General features: G+C 60.1%; 17 protein-coding genes. 12 read left to right on the top strand and 5 right to left on the bottom strand.

The window, feature by feature from the left end:
* The first annotated feature begins 57 nt into the window (after positions 1-57).
* Together NKG99_RS22525 and NKG99_RS22520 are read left to right on the top strand one after the other, a co-directional pair.
* A complete protein-coding gene (locus NKG99_RS22525; RefSeq protein ID WP_352870817.1) occupies positions 58-342 on the top strand; it encodes a hypothetical protein in 285 nt (94 codons plus the stop codon).
* A 134-nt stretch (positions 343-476) separates the two neighbouring features.
* On the top strand, positions 477-908 hold the full coding sequence (locus NKG99_RS22520) for a YybH family protein (RefSeq protein ID WP_352870816.1): 432 nt from the start codon (positions 477-479) through the stop codon (positions 906-908).
* 286 nt (positions 909-1,194) lie between these two features.
* On the opposite strand, the gene NKG99_RS22515 is transcribed toward NKG99_RS22520, so the two are convergent.
* Complete coding sequence (locus tag NKG99_RS22515) at positions 1,195-1,401, bottom strand: transcriptional regulator (RefSeq protein WP_352870814.1); 207 nt, start codon at positions 1,399-1,401, stop codon at positions 1,195-1,197.
* A 325-nt stretch (positions 1,402-1,726) separates the two neighbouring features.
* Between NKG99_RS22515 and NKG99_RS22510 the strand changes: the two genes are divergently transcribed.
* Genes NKG99_RS22510 through NKG99_RS22475 form a run of 8 tightly spaced genes read left to right on the top strand, consistent with a single transcriptional unit; the run spans position 1,727 to position 9,811 of the window.
* The gene (locus NKG99_RS22510) at positions 1,727-4,123 is read left to right on the top strand and encodes an FdhF/YdeP family oxidoreductase (RefSeq protein ID WP_352870813.1); all 2,397 of its coding nucleotides are present in this window, start codon (positions 1,727-1,729) and stop codon (positions 4,121-4,123) included.
* A 4-nt stretch (positions 4,124-4,127) separates the two neighbouring features.
* Positions 4,128-4,742 (top strand): c-type cytochrome, encoded by a 615-nt coding sequence (locus tag NKG99_RS22505; protein WP_352870835.1) that lies wholly within the window; start codon positions 4,128-4,130, stop codon positions 4,740-4,742.
* Complete coding sequence (gene coxB / locus NKG99_RS22500; RefSeq protein WP_502911014.1) at positions 4,733-5,725, top strand: cytochrome c oxidase subunit II; 993 nt, start codon at positions 4,733-4,735, stop codon at positions 5,723-5,725. The genes NKG99_RS22505 and coxB overlap by 10 nt, the downstream gene beginning before the upstream one ends.
* The gene (ctaD, locus tag NKG99_RS22495) at positions 5,722-7,632 is read left to right on the top strand and encodes a cytochrome c oxidase subunit I (RefSeq protein WP_352870811.1); all 1,911 of its coding nucleotides are present in this window, start codon (positions 5,722-5,724) and stop codon (positions 7,630-7,632) included. The genes coxB and ctaD overlap by 4 nt, the downstream gene beginning before the upstream one ends.
* Positions 7,629-8,231, top strand: a complete 603-nt coding sequence (locus NKG99_RS22490; protein ID WP_352870809.1) for a cytochrome c oxidase subunit 3 — start codon at positions 7,629-7,631, stop codon at positions 8,229-8,231. Before ctaD ends, NKG99_RS22490 begins: the two co-directional genes overlap by 4 nt.
* The gene (locus NKG99_RS22485) at positions 8,228-8,536 is read left to right on the top strand and encodes a hypothetical protein (protein ID WP_352870808.1); all 309 of its coding nucleotides are present in this window, start codon (positions 8,228-8,230) and stop codon (positions 8,534-8,536) included. Before NKG99_RS22490 ends, NKG99_RS22485 begins: the two co-directional genes overlap by 4 nt.
* Positions 8,524-9,402: a cytochrome c oxidase assembly protein gene (locus NKG99_RS22480; RefSeq protein WP_352870807.1), complete on the top strand. Its 879-nt coding sequence runs from the start codon at positions 8,524-8,526 to the stop codon at positions 9,400-9,402. The genes NKG99_RS22485 and NKG99_RS22480 overlap by 13 nt, the downstream gene beginning before the upstream one ends.
* 34 nt (positions 9,403-9,436) lie before the next feature.
* Positions 9,437-9,811 (top strand): c-type cytochrome, encoded by a 375-nt coding sequence (locus NKG99_RS22475; RefSeq protein ID WP_352870806.1) that lies wholly within the window; start codon positions 9,437-9,439, stop codon positions 9,809-9,811.
* 44 nt (positions 9,812-9,855) lie between these two features.
* Here NKG99_RS22475 and NKG99_RS22470 read toward each other — a convergent pair whose 3' ends face one another.
* From NKG99_RS22470 to NKG99_RS22455, 4 genes are read right to left on the bottom strand one after another with little or no spacing between them, the layout of a single operon-like run.
* Positions 9,856-11,139 (bottom strand): c-type cytochrome, encoded by a 1,284-nt coding sequence (locus NKG99_RS22470; RefSeq protein WP_502911012.1) that lies wholly within the window; start codon positions 11,137-11,139, stop codon positions 9,856-9,858.
* A gap of 1 nt (position 11,140) precedes the next feature.
* On the bottom strand, positions 11,141-11,500 hold the full coding sequence (locus NKG99_RS22465) for a hypothetical protein (protein ID WP_352870832.1): 360 nt from the start codon (positions 11,498-11,500) through the stop codon (positions 11,141-11,143).
* Positions 11,500-12,720 carry an Nramp family divalent metal transporter gene (locus NKG99_RS22460; RefSeq protein ID WP_352870805.1) on the bottom strand — a complete coding sequence of 407 codons (1,221 nt, stop codon included), beginning with the start codon at positions 12,718-12,720 and terminating at the stop codon, positions 11,500-11,502. Before NKG99_RS22460 ends, NKG99_RS22465 begins: the two co-directional genes overlap by 1 nt.
* On the bottom strand, positions 12,717-13,178 hold the full coding sequence (locus tag NKG99_RS22455) for a hypothetical protein (RefSeq protein WP_352870804.1): 462 nt from the start codon (positions 13,176-13,178) through the stop codon (positions 12,717-12,719). The genes NKG99_RS22460 and NKG99_RS22455 overlap by 4 nt, the downstream gene beginning before the upstream one ends.
* A 745-nt stretch (positions 13,179-13,923) precedes the next feature.
* On the opposite strand from NKG99_RS22455, the gene NKG99_RS22450 reads away from it, so the two are divergent.
* Both NKG99_RS22450 and NKG99_RS22445 read left to right on the top strand, forming a co-directional pair.
* Positions 13,924-14,451, top strand: a complete 528-nt coding sequence (locus tag NKG99_RS22450) for a YciE/YciF ferroxidase family protein (protein WP_352870803.1) — start codon at positions 13,924-13,926, stop codon at positions 14,449-14,451.
* A 118-nt stretch (positions 14,452-14,569) separates the two neighbouring features.
* Positions 14,570-16,411 carry a PAS domain S-box protein gene (locus tag NKG99_RS22445; RefSeq protein WP_352870802.1) on the top strand — a complete coding sequence of 614 codons (1,842 nt, stop codon included), beginning with the start codon at positions 14,570-14,572 and terminating at the stop codon, positions 16,409-16,411.
* The last annotated feature ends 10 nt before the right edge of the window (positions 16,412-16,421 follow it).

The following is a 16,421-nucleotide window of genomic DNA, read 5'->3' as shown; positions in this document are numbered from 1 at the left end:
AAGGGATTGCTAATATTCGGCTGGAGGCGCAAAGTTTCTTGACACATGAGGCTCTTTTTGATCGCGCTCGCCGTCGCTCACAGCTGGTATACCGGCTACCATGATCCGGTCACCGGCTATGAATGCTGCGACGATAAGAAGGATTGTAGGGTCATCAGCCCGCGCTATGTCGAGCCGCTGTCGGGCGGCGATTTCAATATCCGCACGGGGTCCAAGAGCCGATATTTCATCCCCAAGAACCGCGTCCTTGAGAGCGAAGACAGCCAATATCACATCTGCACGTCGCCCCCGAATATGACCATCCGCTGCTTCTTTGCGCCGCACACCGAGGCCAGCCGATAGGGAATGTCGGACAGCGGCCGGTGGAAACGCGCTGGTGGGGCTCTGTGCCGCGCGCCTCCCCCGATTGTTTGCGTCAGCGTGCAGGAGTATGCTGTTTCGCTCCCGAAAACGGCAAGATTTTCCAGGAGGAACCGATGTTAGCCTCCGACCTAACGAAATTTATCGAGCAGGATCATCTGGCTCTGGATGCCTTCGTAAAGGGCGATCCTGAGCCCTTGAAAAATCTCTACTCGCGACAGGACGACGTCATTATCGCCAATCCCTTTGGCCCGCCGGCGAAGGGATGGAGAAAGGCCGCAGAGATCATGGAACGGGCCGCCACCAATTACCGGGACGGCAAAGTCATCGGCTTTGATCGCATCTCGGAGTATGCGACGGCCGACCTGGGATACATCATCGAGGTCGAGCGGTTCCAATCCAAGGTCGGTGGTGGCAACAAACTGGTGCCGATTGCGCTTCGAGTCACCACCATATTCCGGCGGGAGGAAGGCGGGTGGAAGATCGTCCTTCGTCATGCCGATCCGATAACCTCGGCACGCCCGCCGACGTCCGTTGTCGGGGAGTAGAAAGAGCGCGCTGGAATTCAGCGAAGGAGCAAACGCTGCGCTGGCCTCGTGGTGTGAGGTCGTGATCTAGGAATCTGCTCAACCAACGAAACCGGCGTGGCGCGAGCCGACGATCTAAGCAGGAGGAAGAAGGCCGGCGTCACTCAAGAGGGAGGTTGCTGAATTGGCGCCGGCCAGACGGTCCAATCAGGTCCGCCGCGCCTCAAGACATAGCTGAGTCTTGACGCCGCGTCATGTGGCAGGATGAGGTCGTCCGCTAAGCCTTCGCCTTCCGCTTGACTTGAGCTTAAGTACGCAGCCTAACGCCCGGCCCGCCGGCGGTCGTCTCACCCTCTGCCAGGAAGATCACGCCAGCCAATTCCAGTGCCTGCCTGACGGCGATAACGTTGTTAACGCAGCCGGAGGCTTGGCCTGTGGACGCTTCCATTCTGCGAAGCGTTGGTGCCGAGATTCTGGCGCGCTGAGCAAGCTCGGTCTGGCTTAGACCAATCATTAGGAGGGAAGCACATCCGCATAATGGGCGCGCAGGCTCGGGATCAGGCTTCCTCCGTTCAGAACGCAGACGCACTTGTGCCACTGCAGTGCACATTCGCCACAGGGCAAATCTGGTCGTGCCGATGGCCAAGAGGCGACCTCAACCAAGCCACCCTGCGTGGAACCAGGCGCCAGATTCCAAGTTCTAGTATCCAGCCTCGGCAGACTGATCAGTGACCTGGATATTGCCAGTATGTTCTCGAATGTCGCTTCACTTGCCGGCGGGCATCGCGTCGATATGGGTGAGACCAGCTCCGGCCTCGCTTTATGCAAACGAGGCAGAAATGACATCGAAAACAAGGTCGGCCACAATCAAACCGTACGGCGGACCGGTCGGCGGCTGGGGCTCAGCTAAATCCGTGGCCGCGATCATCGCGAGAGAGCACGTCCCTTTGAAAGCCCCAAAGCTGCTTTCGATCCAGAATAAGCCCGACGGATATATGTGCGTCAGTTGTGCCTGGGCAAAACCTGCTCAACCGCATCCGCTCGAATTCTGCGAAAGCGGAGCAAAGGCGACGGCTTGGGAAATCACGTCCCGACGGGCCGACCCCGCGTTCTTCGAAAGACACACACTCAGCAAGCTGGAATTCTGGCCAGATCATGACTTGGAGGAACAGGGCCGGTTGACCCATCCCATGCGCTGGGATGCGATCAGCGACAAGTATGTTCCGGTGGCGTGGGCAGAAGCTTTCGACGAGATCGGCAGGGAGCTGGGCGCGCTCGATCCTCACCAGGTCGACCTTTACACCTCGGGCCGCGCATCTCTTGAGGCGAGCTACATGTATCAGTTGTTTGCCCGCATGTATGGCAGCAACAATTTACCGGACAGTTCCAACATGTGCCACGAAAGCTCGTCGGTGGCACTTCCGGAAAGTATCGGCGCCTCTGTCGGCACAGCAATTTTGTCGGACTTCGAAAACACCGACTGCATTTTCTACATCGCCCAAAACGTGGGAACGTGCTCCCCGCGCCTGCTGCACGACCTCCAGGACGCTGTCGACCGCGGCGTGAAGATCGTCACCTTCAACTTGCTGCGCGAACGCGGCTTGGAGCGCTTCATCAATCCGCAGTCGCCGGTTCAGATGCTGACCGGCCAAGAGACGAAGATTTCGTCGGAATATTATCAGGTCAAAAATGGCGGCGATATCGCCGCTCTGTTCGGCGTCTGCAAGGCGCTCATCGAAGCCGACGATGCCCTCAAGGCATCAGGCGCCAGTCGGGTAGCAGGAGAGGACGGCAAGCCGAAGGATCCTGACGATGCGGCAATGGTCGCATTCGCGGCCTCAATGGCCTCGGCCGATAAGAAGCACGTGCTCGATCATGATTTCATCAAGGAGCATACCGCCGGATACGAGGAATTTGCTCTAGCCGCACGAGCCCACCAGTGGGATGAGCTGGAGCGGGTGTCAGGACTGAGCCGCGATCAGATGAAGCAGGCCGCGACCATCTACGCCAAATCCGATGCCGTGCTGATGGTGTATGGCATGGGCCTGACGCAGCACCTCATGGGCGTCCAGAACGTCCATATGGTTTGCAATCTCGCGCTGCTGCGCGGCAACATCGGCAAGCCTGGAGCCAATATCTGCGCCGTCCGCGGCCATTCCAACGTTCAGGGACAGCGCACCGTCGGAATAACGGAAAAGCCGGGGCTAGCACCGCTGGACAAATTGTCCGAGCTTTATGGATTTGAACCGCCGCGCTGGACAGGCCGCTCGACAGTCGAGACATGCGAAGCAATCATGAACGGCCAATCCCGTGCCTTTATCAGCCTTGGCGGCAATTTCCTGAAAGCGGTGCCTGAGACCACCGCCATGGAAGAGGGATGGCGCGCACTGCGTCTGAGCGTGCAGATCGCGACCAAGCTCAACCGCAGTCATGTCTTGCACGGCGAGATCGCCTATCTCCTGCCTTGCCTCGGCCGTATCGAGGTGGACGAGCAGGCGACTGGTCCGCAGGCCGTGTCGATGGAAAGCTCAATTGCCCACTTTCATGGTTCTCGCGGAAGAGCAAAGCCCGCAAGTCCAACCCTTCTGTCGGAGCCCGCGATCGTCGCCGGCATCGCCAAGGCCACGCTTGGGAGGACCAAGGCTCCATGGGACGCCTGGGTCGGCAACTATGCGGAAATCCGCGACGCCATCGAGCGGACGTACCCGGAAACCTTCAAGGATTTCAACAAGCGGCTTTTCAAGCCTGGCGGGTTTGCCCGGCCGCTGCCGGCACGCGAGCGAAAATGGGTGACCCAAAGCGGGAAAGCGAATTTCATTACACCAGGCAAACTCTTTCCCGAATTTTCCACGTCTGGCAGAACCGATGTTCTGCACCTTGCGACGCTGCGATCAAACGATCAGTTCAACACCACGATCTATGGCTACAGCGACCGTTTTCGCGGCGTTGAAGAAACGCGCCGGATTGTGTTCATGAATGGGGAAGACATCGACCGGCTGGGCTTCGCAGATGGCGAATTCGTTGATGTGACCACCGCCATCGACGACAATTTCGTCCGCAAGGTCACCGGCCTGAGGATCGTTCCCTACAACATCGCACAGGGCTGCTGCGCGGCGTATTTTCCCGAAACCAACCCGCTCTTTCCATTGGCCCATCACGACCCGAAGTCGAAGACGCCGTCATACAAGCTTTTGCCAGTCCGCCTTAGCCGATCTCGCTTAACTCCAGATGATTGATCCCATGGGGGCAGAGAACCGCTTGACAGAAAGGACCGTCGCAAATCCGACGTCGGCGCTGGCGGCGGGCGCGCTTCTGCTTCTCGTTGGCGTGGGCGGTCTGCTCGGTTGGCTGCGGCAACCGAGAGAGCTTCGCCTCGATCCGCCGGCTGCCGCCGACCTCGACCGGTTCCGTCCCATGCCCAACGGCATCAGCGGAACCCCGCCCCAGAGTTATTTTGCGCTTGGCAAGCCGTATGAAACGGACGCTTACAATCTGAGCCAGGGTAAGCGCCTCTACGCCTGGTTCGGTTGCGCGGCATGCCATGGTGATGGTCGCGGCGGAGCCGGGCCCAGCTTGGTTGACGGCTGGTGGCTTTACGGGCCCGAGATGGTTTCCATCGTCGCTTCCATCCGGGACGGCCGCCCGCACGGCATGCCCGCATTTCACGGCCGAATGACAATCGAGCAGATCTGGCAGCTCGCAGGATATGTTCAGACAATCGGTTCCTACACGCCGAAGATAGCCGCGCCCAGTCGCAATGATGATAAACACACCCGCCCGGCCGAAAATCGCGGCCCGGCGATAATCCTGTTCGACGAAGGACCGGTCGGCCCAGAGCCGGGACCATCGCCTTGAGAGCCGTCAGCGCCCTTCTGATTGCCGCCCTCGCGTCGGGCTGCAGCGGCAATCAGTCGGCACTTGATCCGCACGGCGCTCCCGCGATGCATGTGGAGCACCTGATCATCGGCATTATCGCCATTTGCACGGTGGTCTGGGTGCTGGTGATGGCCACGCTTGGCGTGGCGCTTCTAAGGGGCCGCCGCGCCGGAGCGGACAACGCGAAACACGAGGCACGGCTGACAATGACGGTGGTTGCCGCGGTCGCGGCCACCGTAGCCATCATCGCCGGCGTGACGATCGCGAGTTTCTACACCACCCGCAATATTGGCGTCCCGGAAAGCGCCGCCCTTACGATCACTGTGCGGGGACAGCAATGGTGGTGGCACGTCTTTTATGCCGGCGCCGGCGCAGCGCCCGGATTTCAGACTGCCAACGAAATTCACATTCCCATCAGGACGGATGTTCATCTTCGGCTTGAAAGCCTCGATGTCATTCATTCGTTCTGGGTGCCCAGCCTTGCCGGAAAGCAGGATCTTGTTCCGGGTCGTTCCAACAGTGTGCTGCTGCGAGCCGAAAAGCCAGGCGTCTACCGGGGGCAATGCGCCGAGTTCTGCGGCCTGCAGCATAGCCATATGGCGATCATGGTCGTCGCCGAGGCGCCAGCGGACTATGACCGTTGGGCGGCTTCGCAGCGTGGTGATGCGATGACGCCGGCCGATCCGGACGCCGCTGCAGGACGAGCGGCCTTTCTGGCAAAGCCCTGTGCTGCCTGCCACACGGTCCGGGGCACACCCGCCAATGGCACGACCGGACCGGATCTTACGCATATCGGCGGCCGGCGGACGATCGCCGCCGGGCTTGTGGAAACCACGCGCGGTTCGCTCGCTGCCTGGATTGCCGATCCGCAAACGCTCAAGCCCGGAAACAACATGCCGGTGGTCCCGCTAACCAGCGCCGAGCTGCAGAATATCTCCGCCTACATGGAGAGCCTGAAATGACGGGCAGAGATGGCAGCAACTCGCGCGACACCGCCTTCAACGATGCTGAACTCGATCGCCGCCTTGCATCGGTCTGGTCAACACCGCCGGGCCTTTGGGGTATTCTATCGACCGTCGACCACAAAATTATCGGCCGGCGCTACATCACCACGGCCTTTGTCTTCCTGGCGCTGGGCGGGTTCTTGTCCCTGCTGATGCGGCTGCAACTGGCGCAACCCGAAGCCCGCCTCATCGGACCCGATCGTTACAACCAGATTTTCACCATGCACGGCACGAACATGATGTTCCTTTTTGCCGTGCCCGTCATGCAGGCGATGGCCGTCTACCTCGTGCCGTTGATGGTGGGAACGCGCAACATCGCTTTCCCGCGGCTCAATGCGTTCTCCTACTGGATCTATCTCGCCGGCGGCTTGCTGTTGTGGCTCGCCTTTGTGCTCGATGCTGGACCGGATATCGGCTGGTTCGCCTATGTTCCGCTGTCCGGGCCCCAGTATGCGGCGGGAAAGCGAGCTGACATCTGGGCGCAGATGATCACGTTCACCGAGGTTTCAGCACTCGCCGTGGCCGTCGAAATCGTCGTTACGGTCTTCAAGCAACGCGCCCCGGGAATGTCTCTCGACCGGATCCCCTTGTTCGTATGGTCGATGCTGGTCACGTCGTTTCTTGTCATCCTGGCGATGCCGGCGATCGTGATTGCCTCCACGTCCCTTATTCTCGACCGGCTGGTCGAGACGCATTTCTTCAATCCCGCCGAAGGCGGCGATGTGCTGCTGTGGCAGCACCTGTTCTGGTTCTTCGGACACCCTGAGGTTTACATCATCTTTCTGCCGGCGGTGGGGATGGTATCGAGCATCGTCGCGACATTCACGCGGCGGCCCGTGTTCGGCTATCTGGCCATGGTGATGGCCATCATCGCCACGGGCGTTCTGGCGTTTGGACTTTGGGTCCATCATATGTTCGTCGCAGGCCTTCCCCGGCTTGGACAGAGTTTCTTCACCGCCTCGAGCATGGCGATCGCGGTCCCGGCGGGACTGCAGATATTCTGCTGGCTGGCGACGATGTGGGCAGGCAGGCCGATCTTCAAGACACCGTTTTTGTTCGTCATCGGCTTCGTGGTTACTTTCGTCATTGGCGGCCTGACCGGCGTTATGGTGGCGTCGGTCCCGTTCGACACACAAGTCCACGACACCTATTTCGTCGTCGCCCACTTCCACTATGTCCTGATCGGCGGCGCGGTTTTTCCTTTGCTTGGCGCGGCCTATTACTGGTTCCCTAAACTCACGGGCCGCATGATGAGCGAGACACTCGGGCGCTGGGTCTTCGGTCTGATCTTTGCCGGCTTCAACCTGACCTTTTTCCCCATGCATATTCTTGGTCTGCGCGGCATGCCGCGCCGCATCTATACCTACCAGCCTGAGATGCCATGGTCCGCCCTGAATATGTTCATCAGCCTCAGCGCGATCATTCTCGCTCTCGGTTTCCTGCTGTTTTTCGTCGATGCGATACGCAGTGCCAGGTCAGGTGCCGCCGCGCCATCCAATCCCTGGGGGGCCTCGACGCTCGAATGGGCGACCTCTTCGCCGCCGCCGCCGTACAATTTCGCCCGGCTGCCGGTGGTCGGCAGTCTCGAACCTTTATCAGACCACTCAGATGACCTCCCCGTTGCCGCAGGCCTGCGTGTCGACCGTCGTGAACTGTTGGTCAGCAGCGTCGTCGAAGCGATTCCGGAAGCGCGAGAATCGTCGTCGGGGGATTCGATCTGGCCACTATGGGCAGCACTTGCCACCACCGCGACGCTGATCTGGTCAATATTCACCCCCTGGGCAGTCGTCTGGGGCTCGATCCCGGTGGCGATCGCACTCATCGGCTGGTTCTGGCCAAAGGGCGTGCCGGAGGACGAGTCATGAAAGAAGGCACCACGCTCGACCTGACGGACCTTCCGCCGCACGGCCTCGGCACCGCGAGTGTGTCCTGGTGGGGAACGCTTGCCTTCATGCTCATCGAAGGCACGGGCTTTGCGCTTTCGATCGTTGTCTATCTCTATCTCATGAGCTTGGCCCAGCGTTGGCCCCTGGATGCCCCACCTCCTGATCTACTTGCCGGAACGACCCTGACAGCTCTCTTGGTGGCAAGCCTTGTTCCCAACATCGTCCTCGCCCGCTGGGCACGTAACCAGGACTTGCTGAAGGTTCGTATCGGCCTGATCGTCATGTCGCTGCTCGGCATGGCGCCGCTTATCCTGCGTGCCTTCGAGTTTCCCGCTATGCATATCAAGTGGGACCAAAACGCCTACGGCTCGATCGTGTGGGTCATGCTCGGCCTGCACACGACGCATATTCTGACCGATCTGGTCGAGACGCTGGTGCTGACTTGCCTGATGTTTTCGCGGCATGGCGACAACGCGCGACGCTTCGGAGACGTCAGCGACAACACGATGTACTGGAACTTTGTGGTGGCGACGTGGTTGCCAATGTATGCCTGTCTCTATTGGGTTCCACGGCTATGACGATCCGTTGGCTGAAATACACAGGCCTTGTGGTGCCGCCCCTAGCCTGGGCCCTTAACACCCAGCTTGGACAGGTCACGCCCTACACCGATTGCCAACGGAATGGCCTGTGGACCGCAATCTCTTGCGGCATCCTCCTCCTCGTTTCGGTTGCTGGCGTCATGGTGTCACGAGCGCTTTCAACGGGAACGGCCAAGTCCGAACGGTTCATCGCCGATGCCGGCTTTCTGATCGCGCTAGCGTTTGTTTTTGCGCTGTCATTGCAGGGGGCGGCCACGGTGCTGCTGGACCCATGCCAACGCTGATCTGCACACTGATCTCGTTTATGGTTGCTAGCCCGGCGATGGCACACGGCGACGATGTATATCCTGCGGGCTATCCCTGGACCTTTGATCCGTGGATCGCAGAACCATTTGCCATCCTTGCCGCCCTGTATGGGTTAGGCATCATAAGGCTGGCATCGCGAAGCCGAAGGCCGGGCGGCTTGCTCGTCCGCGCCTTGCCGTACTGCTTCGGCATGCTGACATTGGGGTGCGCGCTGCTCTCGCCGCTTCACTGGCTAGGCGAGCATCTTTTTACCTTTCATATGATTGAGCACGAGATCGTCATGGCTGTGGCGGCGCCCTTGATCGTGCTGGCACGCCCGGCTGGCATCCTGCTCTGGGGCCTACCTGGGAAAGCCCGTCGCATCGCTGGGTCGCTGATGCGTTCGCCTCTGATATGCGGGCCATGGGACTGGTGTACATGTGCCACAAACGCGACCATCATTCATGGCTTGGCCATCTGGGCCTGGCACGTCCCGGTGTTGTTCGACGCGGCCGTGAACGACACGGCATTGCACCGCCTCCAGCATCTCAGCTTCTTGGCGACAGCGATATTGTTCTGGTGGGCAATTGTTTGGCGAAGCGATTACGGCACCTCAGCTTGGCATGTGTTCGCAACCATGATCCACACCAGCGTTTTGGGTGCTTTGATGGCGCTCGCTCCACGCGTGCTCTACGTGGCGCAGACCCGGCCCGCGATGGCCTGGGGGTTAGCACCCCTGGAAGATCAGCAGATGGCGGGCATCATCATGTGGGTGCCTGCCGGCACGATCTATGCGGCGGCGGCAATGACGATGCTGGCGCTCTGGATTCGCGGCGCGAGCGAAAGACGGGCACAAAATGCCTGACCTGCCTACCTCTCCCACGGGCCGTGCGACCTTGATGGGTATTGTCCTCGTCGCGGCATCGGCCGCTTTCGTCGCGGTCAACGTCGCGCGCGACAACCACACCAGAGCGGTGGTGGCCAAAACAATCACCGGCGGCGACCCTGATCGGGCTCCAGCAATCTTTCGCCGGTATGGCTGCTCCGGTTGCCACACCATTCCCGGCATACCGGGAGCTGACGGCCAGACCGGTGGGCCGCTGACCGGGCTTTCGAAGCGTGTGTACATAGCGGGCGTGCTGGAAAACAATTCCGACAACCTTGTCACATGGATCGTTTCGCCCCGAAGCTTTTCGCCGCGGACCGCGATGCCTGCGACCGGCATTTCGCCAGAGGAAGCCAAAGACCTTGCCGCCTATCTCTACGCCCAATGAGACCCCGATATTTGCCTTGACGCAATCCCGGACGGAACACCGCTTCAAGGCCGCGGCGTGGCTATCGGCGGCAGACCTTTGATGTAGCGCGCGATCGCCTGGCGATCACTGTCAGGCAGCATTGCCGTATTTGTCACCACATCGGCCATGGAGGATCCCACACGTCCGTGGTTCGGCGTCTCCCCCGTTTTAAGCATCGTGGCGATGTCGTTCTCGGTCCATCCGCGCATTCTGTCCTGCGTGATGTTCGGCACAAATCCCGTGCCTTGGGGATCGATGCCACCGGCAAAGCGAGTGTCCGGTTTGATTGCGCCAAAGGCGTTGCGGGTAGAATGGCACTCAGCGCAGTGCGAGATGGTCTCGACGAGATAAGCGCCACGATCATGCACAATATCTCGGTCGAGGCGGGCAGCGGTTGATCGTTGGCGAAAAAACAGCAGTTTCCAAATCCCCACGGACCGTCGGATGCCGAACAGCAGCGCAGGGTCATGCGGGGGTGCACGACCAGACACCTTCGGAAGTGTCTTGAGATACGCGTAGAGATCCTTCACGTCGTCAGGCGTCATGCTGGTAAAGCTCGTGTAGGGAAAAGTGGGATAATAGTGATCACGCTTGGGCGACACGCCGCTGATCAAGGCGTTCGCCAAGTCGGTGACAGTCCATGCGCCAATACCATCCACCGCATCGGAAGAAATGTTGGGAGGCCGAAAGGTGCCGAATGGTGAAGCGAGCGCCATACCGCCGCCAAGCCTCAGCCGGTCGGGCTGTCCTGGTGTCGCGTGACAGGACGCACAATCACCTGCAGCGAAGACGAGCTTGCCGCGCGCGAGATCGCCCCGGCCTTCAAATTGCCGATCCTGATCCTTAAACAGAGGCCTCGCCGCGGTCATGTACCACAAAACCGCGGCGACGGCCCCTGCACACAGGAAAACCGCAAGAGCAAATTTCCCCGCGGTGCTCCGCGTGACGATCCCCGAGCTCTTGGGCGGCCCCGCCTCGCGCTTGCCTTCAAATCCACCTTTCATGTGAGAAAGTTGCTCAAGGGTGCATCGCAACCGAGGCCTGAGTGGGTCGGAGATGTCGATCTGGTCCCAGGGGATGCGGTAGAGGCAATCGCGGTGACGCAGGTGAAAGAAATCGAGGACCGCGGTGCCGATCGCCAAGGCGGAGAGGCGCTCGAAAGCGGCGAAAATGCCGACGTGGAATTCGGTGACGACCATATCGTCACCGTGCCGTTCTGCTCGCATCTCTTCTATGTGACCGACGCTTTTGCCGCGCAGCGAGAGCACCCGTCGACCAGCGAGATGTTCAAGATTGACGGTGTCCATGTCAGGCTCCCGGGATGCGGCCGATGACGTGGTTGCGCAGCCAGTCTTGCCAATCGAAGATTGCTGTCCGGTGCACGTCGATGTCGACTTCGATGTCGACGCCGATATCGCGCACCTTGTTCCACGCTATGCGGTGCGGCTCGGCATGGCGTTCGCCGCCAAACCTTGCCGCAAGCCATGCCATCCAGCGTCCCGGCCGCGAACCAAGACGCCGCGCCAGCGTGATCGACCCGAGCTCGACCGCGACGATCCTGGGCGGCTTGCCTTGCCTCAACTCGGCCACCAATCCGTCCACCTTGCCGATCTTGACCCGCTGGCGGTCAAGGACCTGTTTGTCCAGCAGATCGCGCAGCACATCCATCATGAACCTCCCAAAATCTGCAAGGGAATGCTCACCACGGCAAGGACGAAGCCAAGCGCGACGATGAAGATCACCGCGGCGTTCGAAATCATGCCATTGCGGTGCTCGCCGACATAGCGCTCATCGTTGAGCAGAAAGAGGAACGGGACCACGGTCAAAGGCAGGCTGGCCGCCGTCACGGCCATGGAGAAGATGGTAAGCTTCAGCGGGTCGAGGCCGAGCGCGATCGGGATGGCTGCCACCAGTAATGAGAGCGTATAGACACCGCAGAAGGCAGGATCACTGCGGGGTTTCAGGTCCTCGCCCCACGTCCATCCAAAGCCTTGTGCGACGAGATACGCCTGCTGCAGGCCGATTTCGAGCGCCGCGCCGAAGCACGCTATGGCAAGCGAAGCTACAAACAGGACAAAGCCCCAGAACCCGAATATCGGGATCAGCATCAGCGGCAGTTGGTGATAGTTGTTGACCTGGTTGATGCCGTGCGCGCCGAGCACAAGAGCGGCCACGATCAGCACCCCGAGCGAGATGGTGCCGCCGAAGCTCATGCCGAGGCCCGCAATGGCGCGGTTGGTGCCGAGATAGGTTTTGTCCCAGTGGTCCTCGACGGCGCCCGAGGAATAGAACATGAAAAGGTAGGGCGATATCGACGCGCCCAGAATGCTGACAGCCATAAACCAGTAGCTTGCCGCGTCATGCTCCGGCAGACCGGGCACCGCCCCGGCAGCGACCTGTTTCCAATCTGGCTTCAGCATCACCGCCGCGACCACGAAGCAGAGCGTGACGAGACCGAGAATCGCCACGCCCTTCTCGATAAAACCGAAGGTGCCTTTCCATAGAAACAGCCACGCCAGGAACGCCACTGGCAGGGCCCACCATTGAAAGCCTATCCCTGTCGCAAGTTCCGCAGCGATGGAAACGCCGCCGATTTCTGCCGACATCACCATGAAGTTGACCAGCAAAATGGCCAGCAAGGGCCACAGGAAGGCATTGAAGCCGAACCTCTCTCGGATCCCGTCCGTGATCGTGTGGCCGCTGACGGCAGCGAACCGGCCAGCCATCTCGACCAGGAAGATGATGCAGATGGTGCCAAGGAGGATTGCCCAGACCAGCCGGAAGCCGAAAGTCGCCCCGGCTTGCGCGGCTGTCGCCATCGATCCAACCTCAAGGAAGCCGCCAACGCTGGTGACGATGCCAAGAGAGATTTCCAACAGCTTCTTCATGATTTGGGCGCGACAGATCTGGCATAGAAGGCGGCGAGGTCCGTCGCGGCCGTCGCGAGTTCCTGCCGCGCCTGGCTCACCTGCCGCGGGTTGCCGGCCTCCACCCCGGCCTGGGCGCGCCTTGCCGCAGCCGACAGCTGGCCGATCGCCTCCATGACACCGCGACTTTCGGAAGATGGAGGAGAATTGTCAGCCTGCATCTGCCGACCTGCCTCGGCAAGCGTCTCGGCCGATGATTGCAATGTGGCCGATGCATAATCTGAAGGGGCGGCCCCGGCGGCCCAGGCGTCCAAGACCATGGCTGCCGTCCGCGAAGCCGACGCCGCGATTTTTGATTGCTGGGCGACGTGGTCGGATGAAGAACAGGCGGCCAAAGCGAGCATGAATAACAACAGGCATGGGCGCCAAAGCCGATAGGCGTCGTTTTTGACAATGCCCAGGGTTAGCTGCATGGCCACGCAACGATCGTCCGGCCAGCCTGTGTTTCGGGTGCCGACATCAGGGATCCCGGACTGTGGATTTCGGCTTCTTGGGAAATCGTATCACATCACTGGGCAACCGCCGACTTGGTATGCGTGGAGGATTGGGACCTGCCTGCCCGCAACAGCGTGACCCACCGGGGTGCAACTCCATAACGCTTGACGCCGACAAAGTGGCCCGTTGTCTGAAAAGACGCACAAGTTCGGGGTGGAGTCCGTCACTTCGGAGCGAGGCGAGGTCGTGAAGAAATAACAACTCCATTGCGTGCCCTTTCCACGCCGACATCAGGCTCGTCTCGCAACCGAGGTCTGCTGAAATGCGCGACCAGCGAGTATTTGCATCCAGCCTGCGTTGACAGCTCTTCTTCTCATCTGAGTAAAGCTGCTGCGATCGGAAGGTTCCGCCGCGCTCACAAATTCGCCTGCGGGGACCGATTGCATTGACGCTTGTTGATGACGCAACGCATTGACCGCGTTCCTGAAGGCTCGCCGACCTTGTTCTGCTTTTACGCCCGCAAAGGCAGCACATAGATCGGCATCGCCCTCCTCGCGCTAGCTGCGGACCAGTTGGAAAAACGCGGATACGGCCAAACGCCGAAGCGACACGCCGAAGTGTCATGGACGACCCATTTAAATGGTTGGCAAGGGAACTGCCGGCTTCTCTCCGAGTTAGAAAATGCCCACGACGGGTCATTTCAAACAAGCCAACAAGGAGCACACAGCGATGGCAACCACCAAGAAGGCAAGTGCGAAGACCAAGAGCCTTGAGGATCTGTTCCTCGACGGTCTCAAGGATCTCTACTACGCCGAGAAAAAAATTCTGAAGGCCTTGCCGAAGATGGCCAAGGGCGCGGATGACGGGCAGGTCACCGCAGCCTTCGAAAAGCATCGTGCCGAAACCGAGGGCCAGGTGGAACGGCTTGAGGAGGTTTTCGAAATCCTCGGCGCGGCTGCGCGCGGGAAAACCTGCCCCGCCATCGACGGCATTCTCGAGGAGGGATCCGAAATTCTCGAGGAGTATGAGGGTTCGACGTCGCTTGACGCCGGGCTCGTTGGCGCCGCGCAGGCTGTCGAGCACTACGAGATCGCGCGCTACGGCACTTTGATTGCATGGGCTACCTCCCTTGGCAAGGACGATATCGTTCAACTTCTCAGCGCGACCCTCGAGGAGGAGAAAGCTACAGACAAGGCCCTGACGTCTCTGGGCGAAGCCGGCGTGAACGACCGGGCGGCCGAATTGAAAGCGGCTTGAATTGAGACGGTTTTCAATGGTCCCGGCGCGTCTGCCGGGGCCATTTCTATTGCAGCATGGAGAACCGGGGCCCTGCCGTGGATTGGCGCAAGCGGACCACTCCCGGAACCATTGTGGGATGTCGACGTTTCACAAGGCCACCGCGTGGCCGACAGGGGATTTCGGATTCATGGAAAGCGCAGTTGTGGCGGGGGACGGATTTGGGCTTCCGGAAATCGATTATCAGGATTTTTTCGAGAACGGCGGCATCGGTCTGCACATCGTTGACGGCGCCGGCCGTATTCTCCATGCCAACAAAGCCGAGTTGAACCTCTTAGGCTATGAAGCCCCTGACTACGTCGGTCGCGACATCGCCAGCTTTCACATTGATGAGCATGCCATCAACGACATCCTCGCCCGTCTCGCGCGAGGCGAAGCCGTCGAGCGATATCCGGCCAGACTGCGTGCACGCGATGGCTCGATCAAGCACGTGGAAGTCAGTTCCAGCGGCCATTTCGAAAATGGTCAACTGGTGCATTCGCGCTGTTTCACCGTCGACGTGACCCGGCTCAAATCCGCCGAATTGGCGGTGAACCAAAATGAGGACCGCTTCCACCAAATCCTGGATGCATTGCCGGTCGCGGTCTACACGACCGACGCACGAGGCATCATCACCTACTGTAACAGGGCCGCGGTCGAACTTGCTGGCCGGGAACCGAGGATTGGCCAGGATCAGTGGTGTGTCACCTTCCGCCTGTTCACCGTCGATGGCGAAGAGTTGCCTCACGACCAATGCCCCATGGCAATCGCGCTCAAGGAAAATCGTCCGGTCCGTAATGTCGAGGCCATCGCGCAGCGTCCCGATTGCAGTTTCTTTCCGTTCTTGCCATTTCCGACTCCCCTGAGGGACGAGCACGGCAATTTGGTCGGCGCCGTCAATATGTTGCTGGACCTGACCGACCGCAAAAGAGGCGAGGACGCCGTCCAGCACCTTTCAGCAATCGTCGAATCGTCCTTCGATGCGATTGTGAGCAAGGATTTGGATGGGTTCATCAAAAGCTGGAACAAAGGCGCCGAGCGGCTGTTCGGCTACACTCCCCCCGAAGCCGTGGGGCGGCATGTGACCATGCTGATCCCGCCTGACCACCATGATGAGGAGCCACGGATCCTCGAGCGTCTCCGGCGTGGCGAACGGCTCGATAGCTACGAGACAATCCGCCAACGCAAAAACGGGACACTGGTGCCGGTCTCACTCACCATCTCGCCGGTCCGCGACGCCGCAGGCCGCATTGTCGGTGCTTCGAAAATCGCCCGCGACATAACCGCAGCCAAGGAGAGCGAACACCGCATCCGCATGCTGATGCGCGAAGTCAATCACCGGGTGAAGAACCAGTACTCGGTGATCCTTTCAATGATTCGCGAGACCAACAAGCGTTCGGAAAGCCCCGACGTGTTCGAAAAACAGGTGCGGGAGCGCATCATGGCGCTGTCGAGATCGCACGATTTGTTGATCTCGGCGGACTGGAAAGGCGCCACACTCTCCGATCTGATCTTGGCTCAAGCCAAATCCTTCGGTCGGGAAGACGCGATCACAATGGCAGGTCCTCCCGTCACGCTCAGTCCCCACGCCGTGCAATATCTCGGGATCGCGTTCCATGAACTGTGCACAAACTCCGCCAAATACGGAGTGTTGTCCGGCAACCGAGGCATCATCGCAGTCACATGGGGCATTGCTGGTGGGCAAGACAGTCAGACATTCAAACTGACCTGGGCGGAGCAAGACGGCCCTGCGATCAAGTCTATCGGTAACAATGGCTTTGGGAGCGTCGTGCTCAATCGCGTTACGCCGCGGGCATTAAGTGGGACCGCGGAGCTGACCTACGGCGCCAACGATGTGCTCTGGACGCTCGAAGCCCCGGCATTTTTCGTCGAGGCGTCGCTGTTCAACGACGAGCGCGGCACTGAACCACTAGACGCATAGCGCCGCTCTT

The sequence above is a fragment of the Mesorhizobium sp. M1409 genome, assembly GCF_040317535.1.
GTDB lineage: Bacteria > Pseudomonadota > Alphaproteobacteria > Rhizobiales > Rhizobiaceae > Mesorhizobium.
The sequence above is the reverse complement of the archived record's forward strand: the minus strand, read 5'-3'. Positions and strand labels throughout refer to the sequence as shown.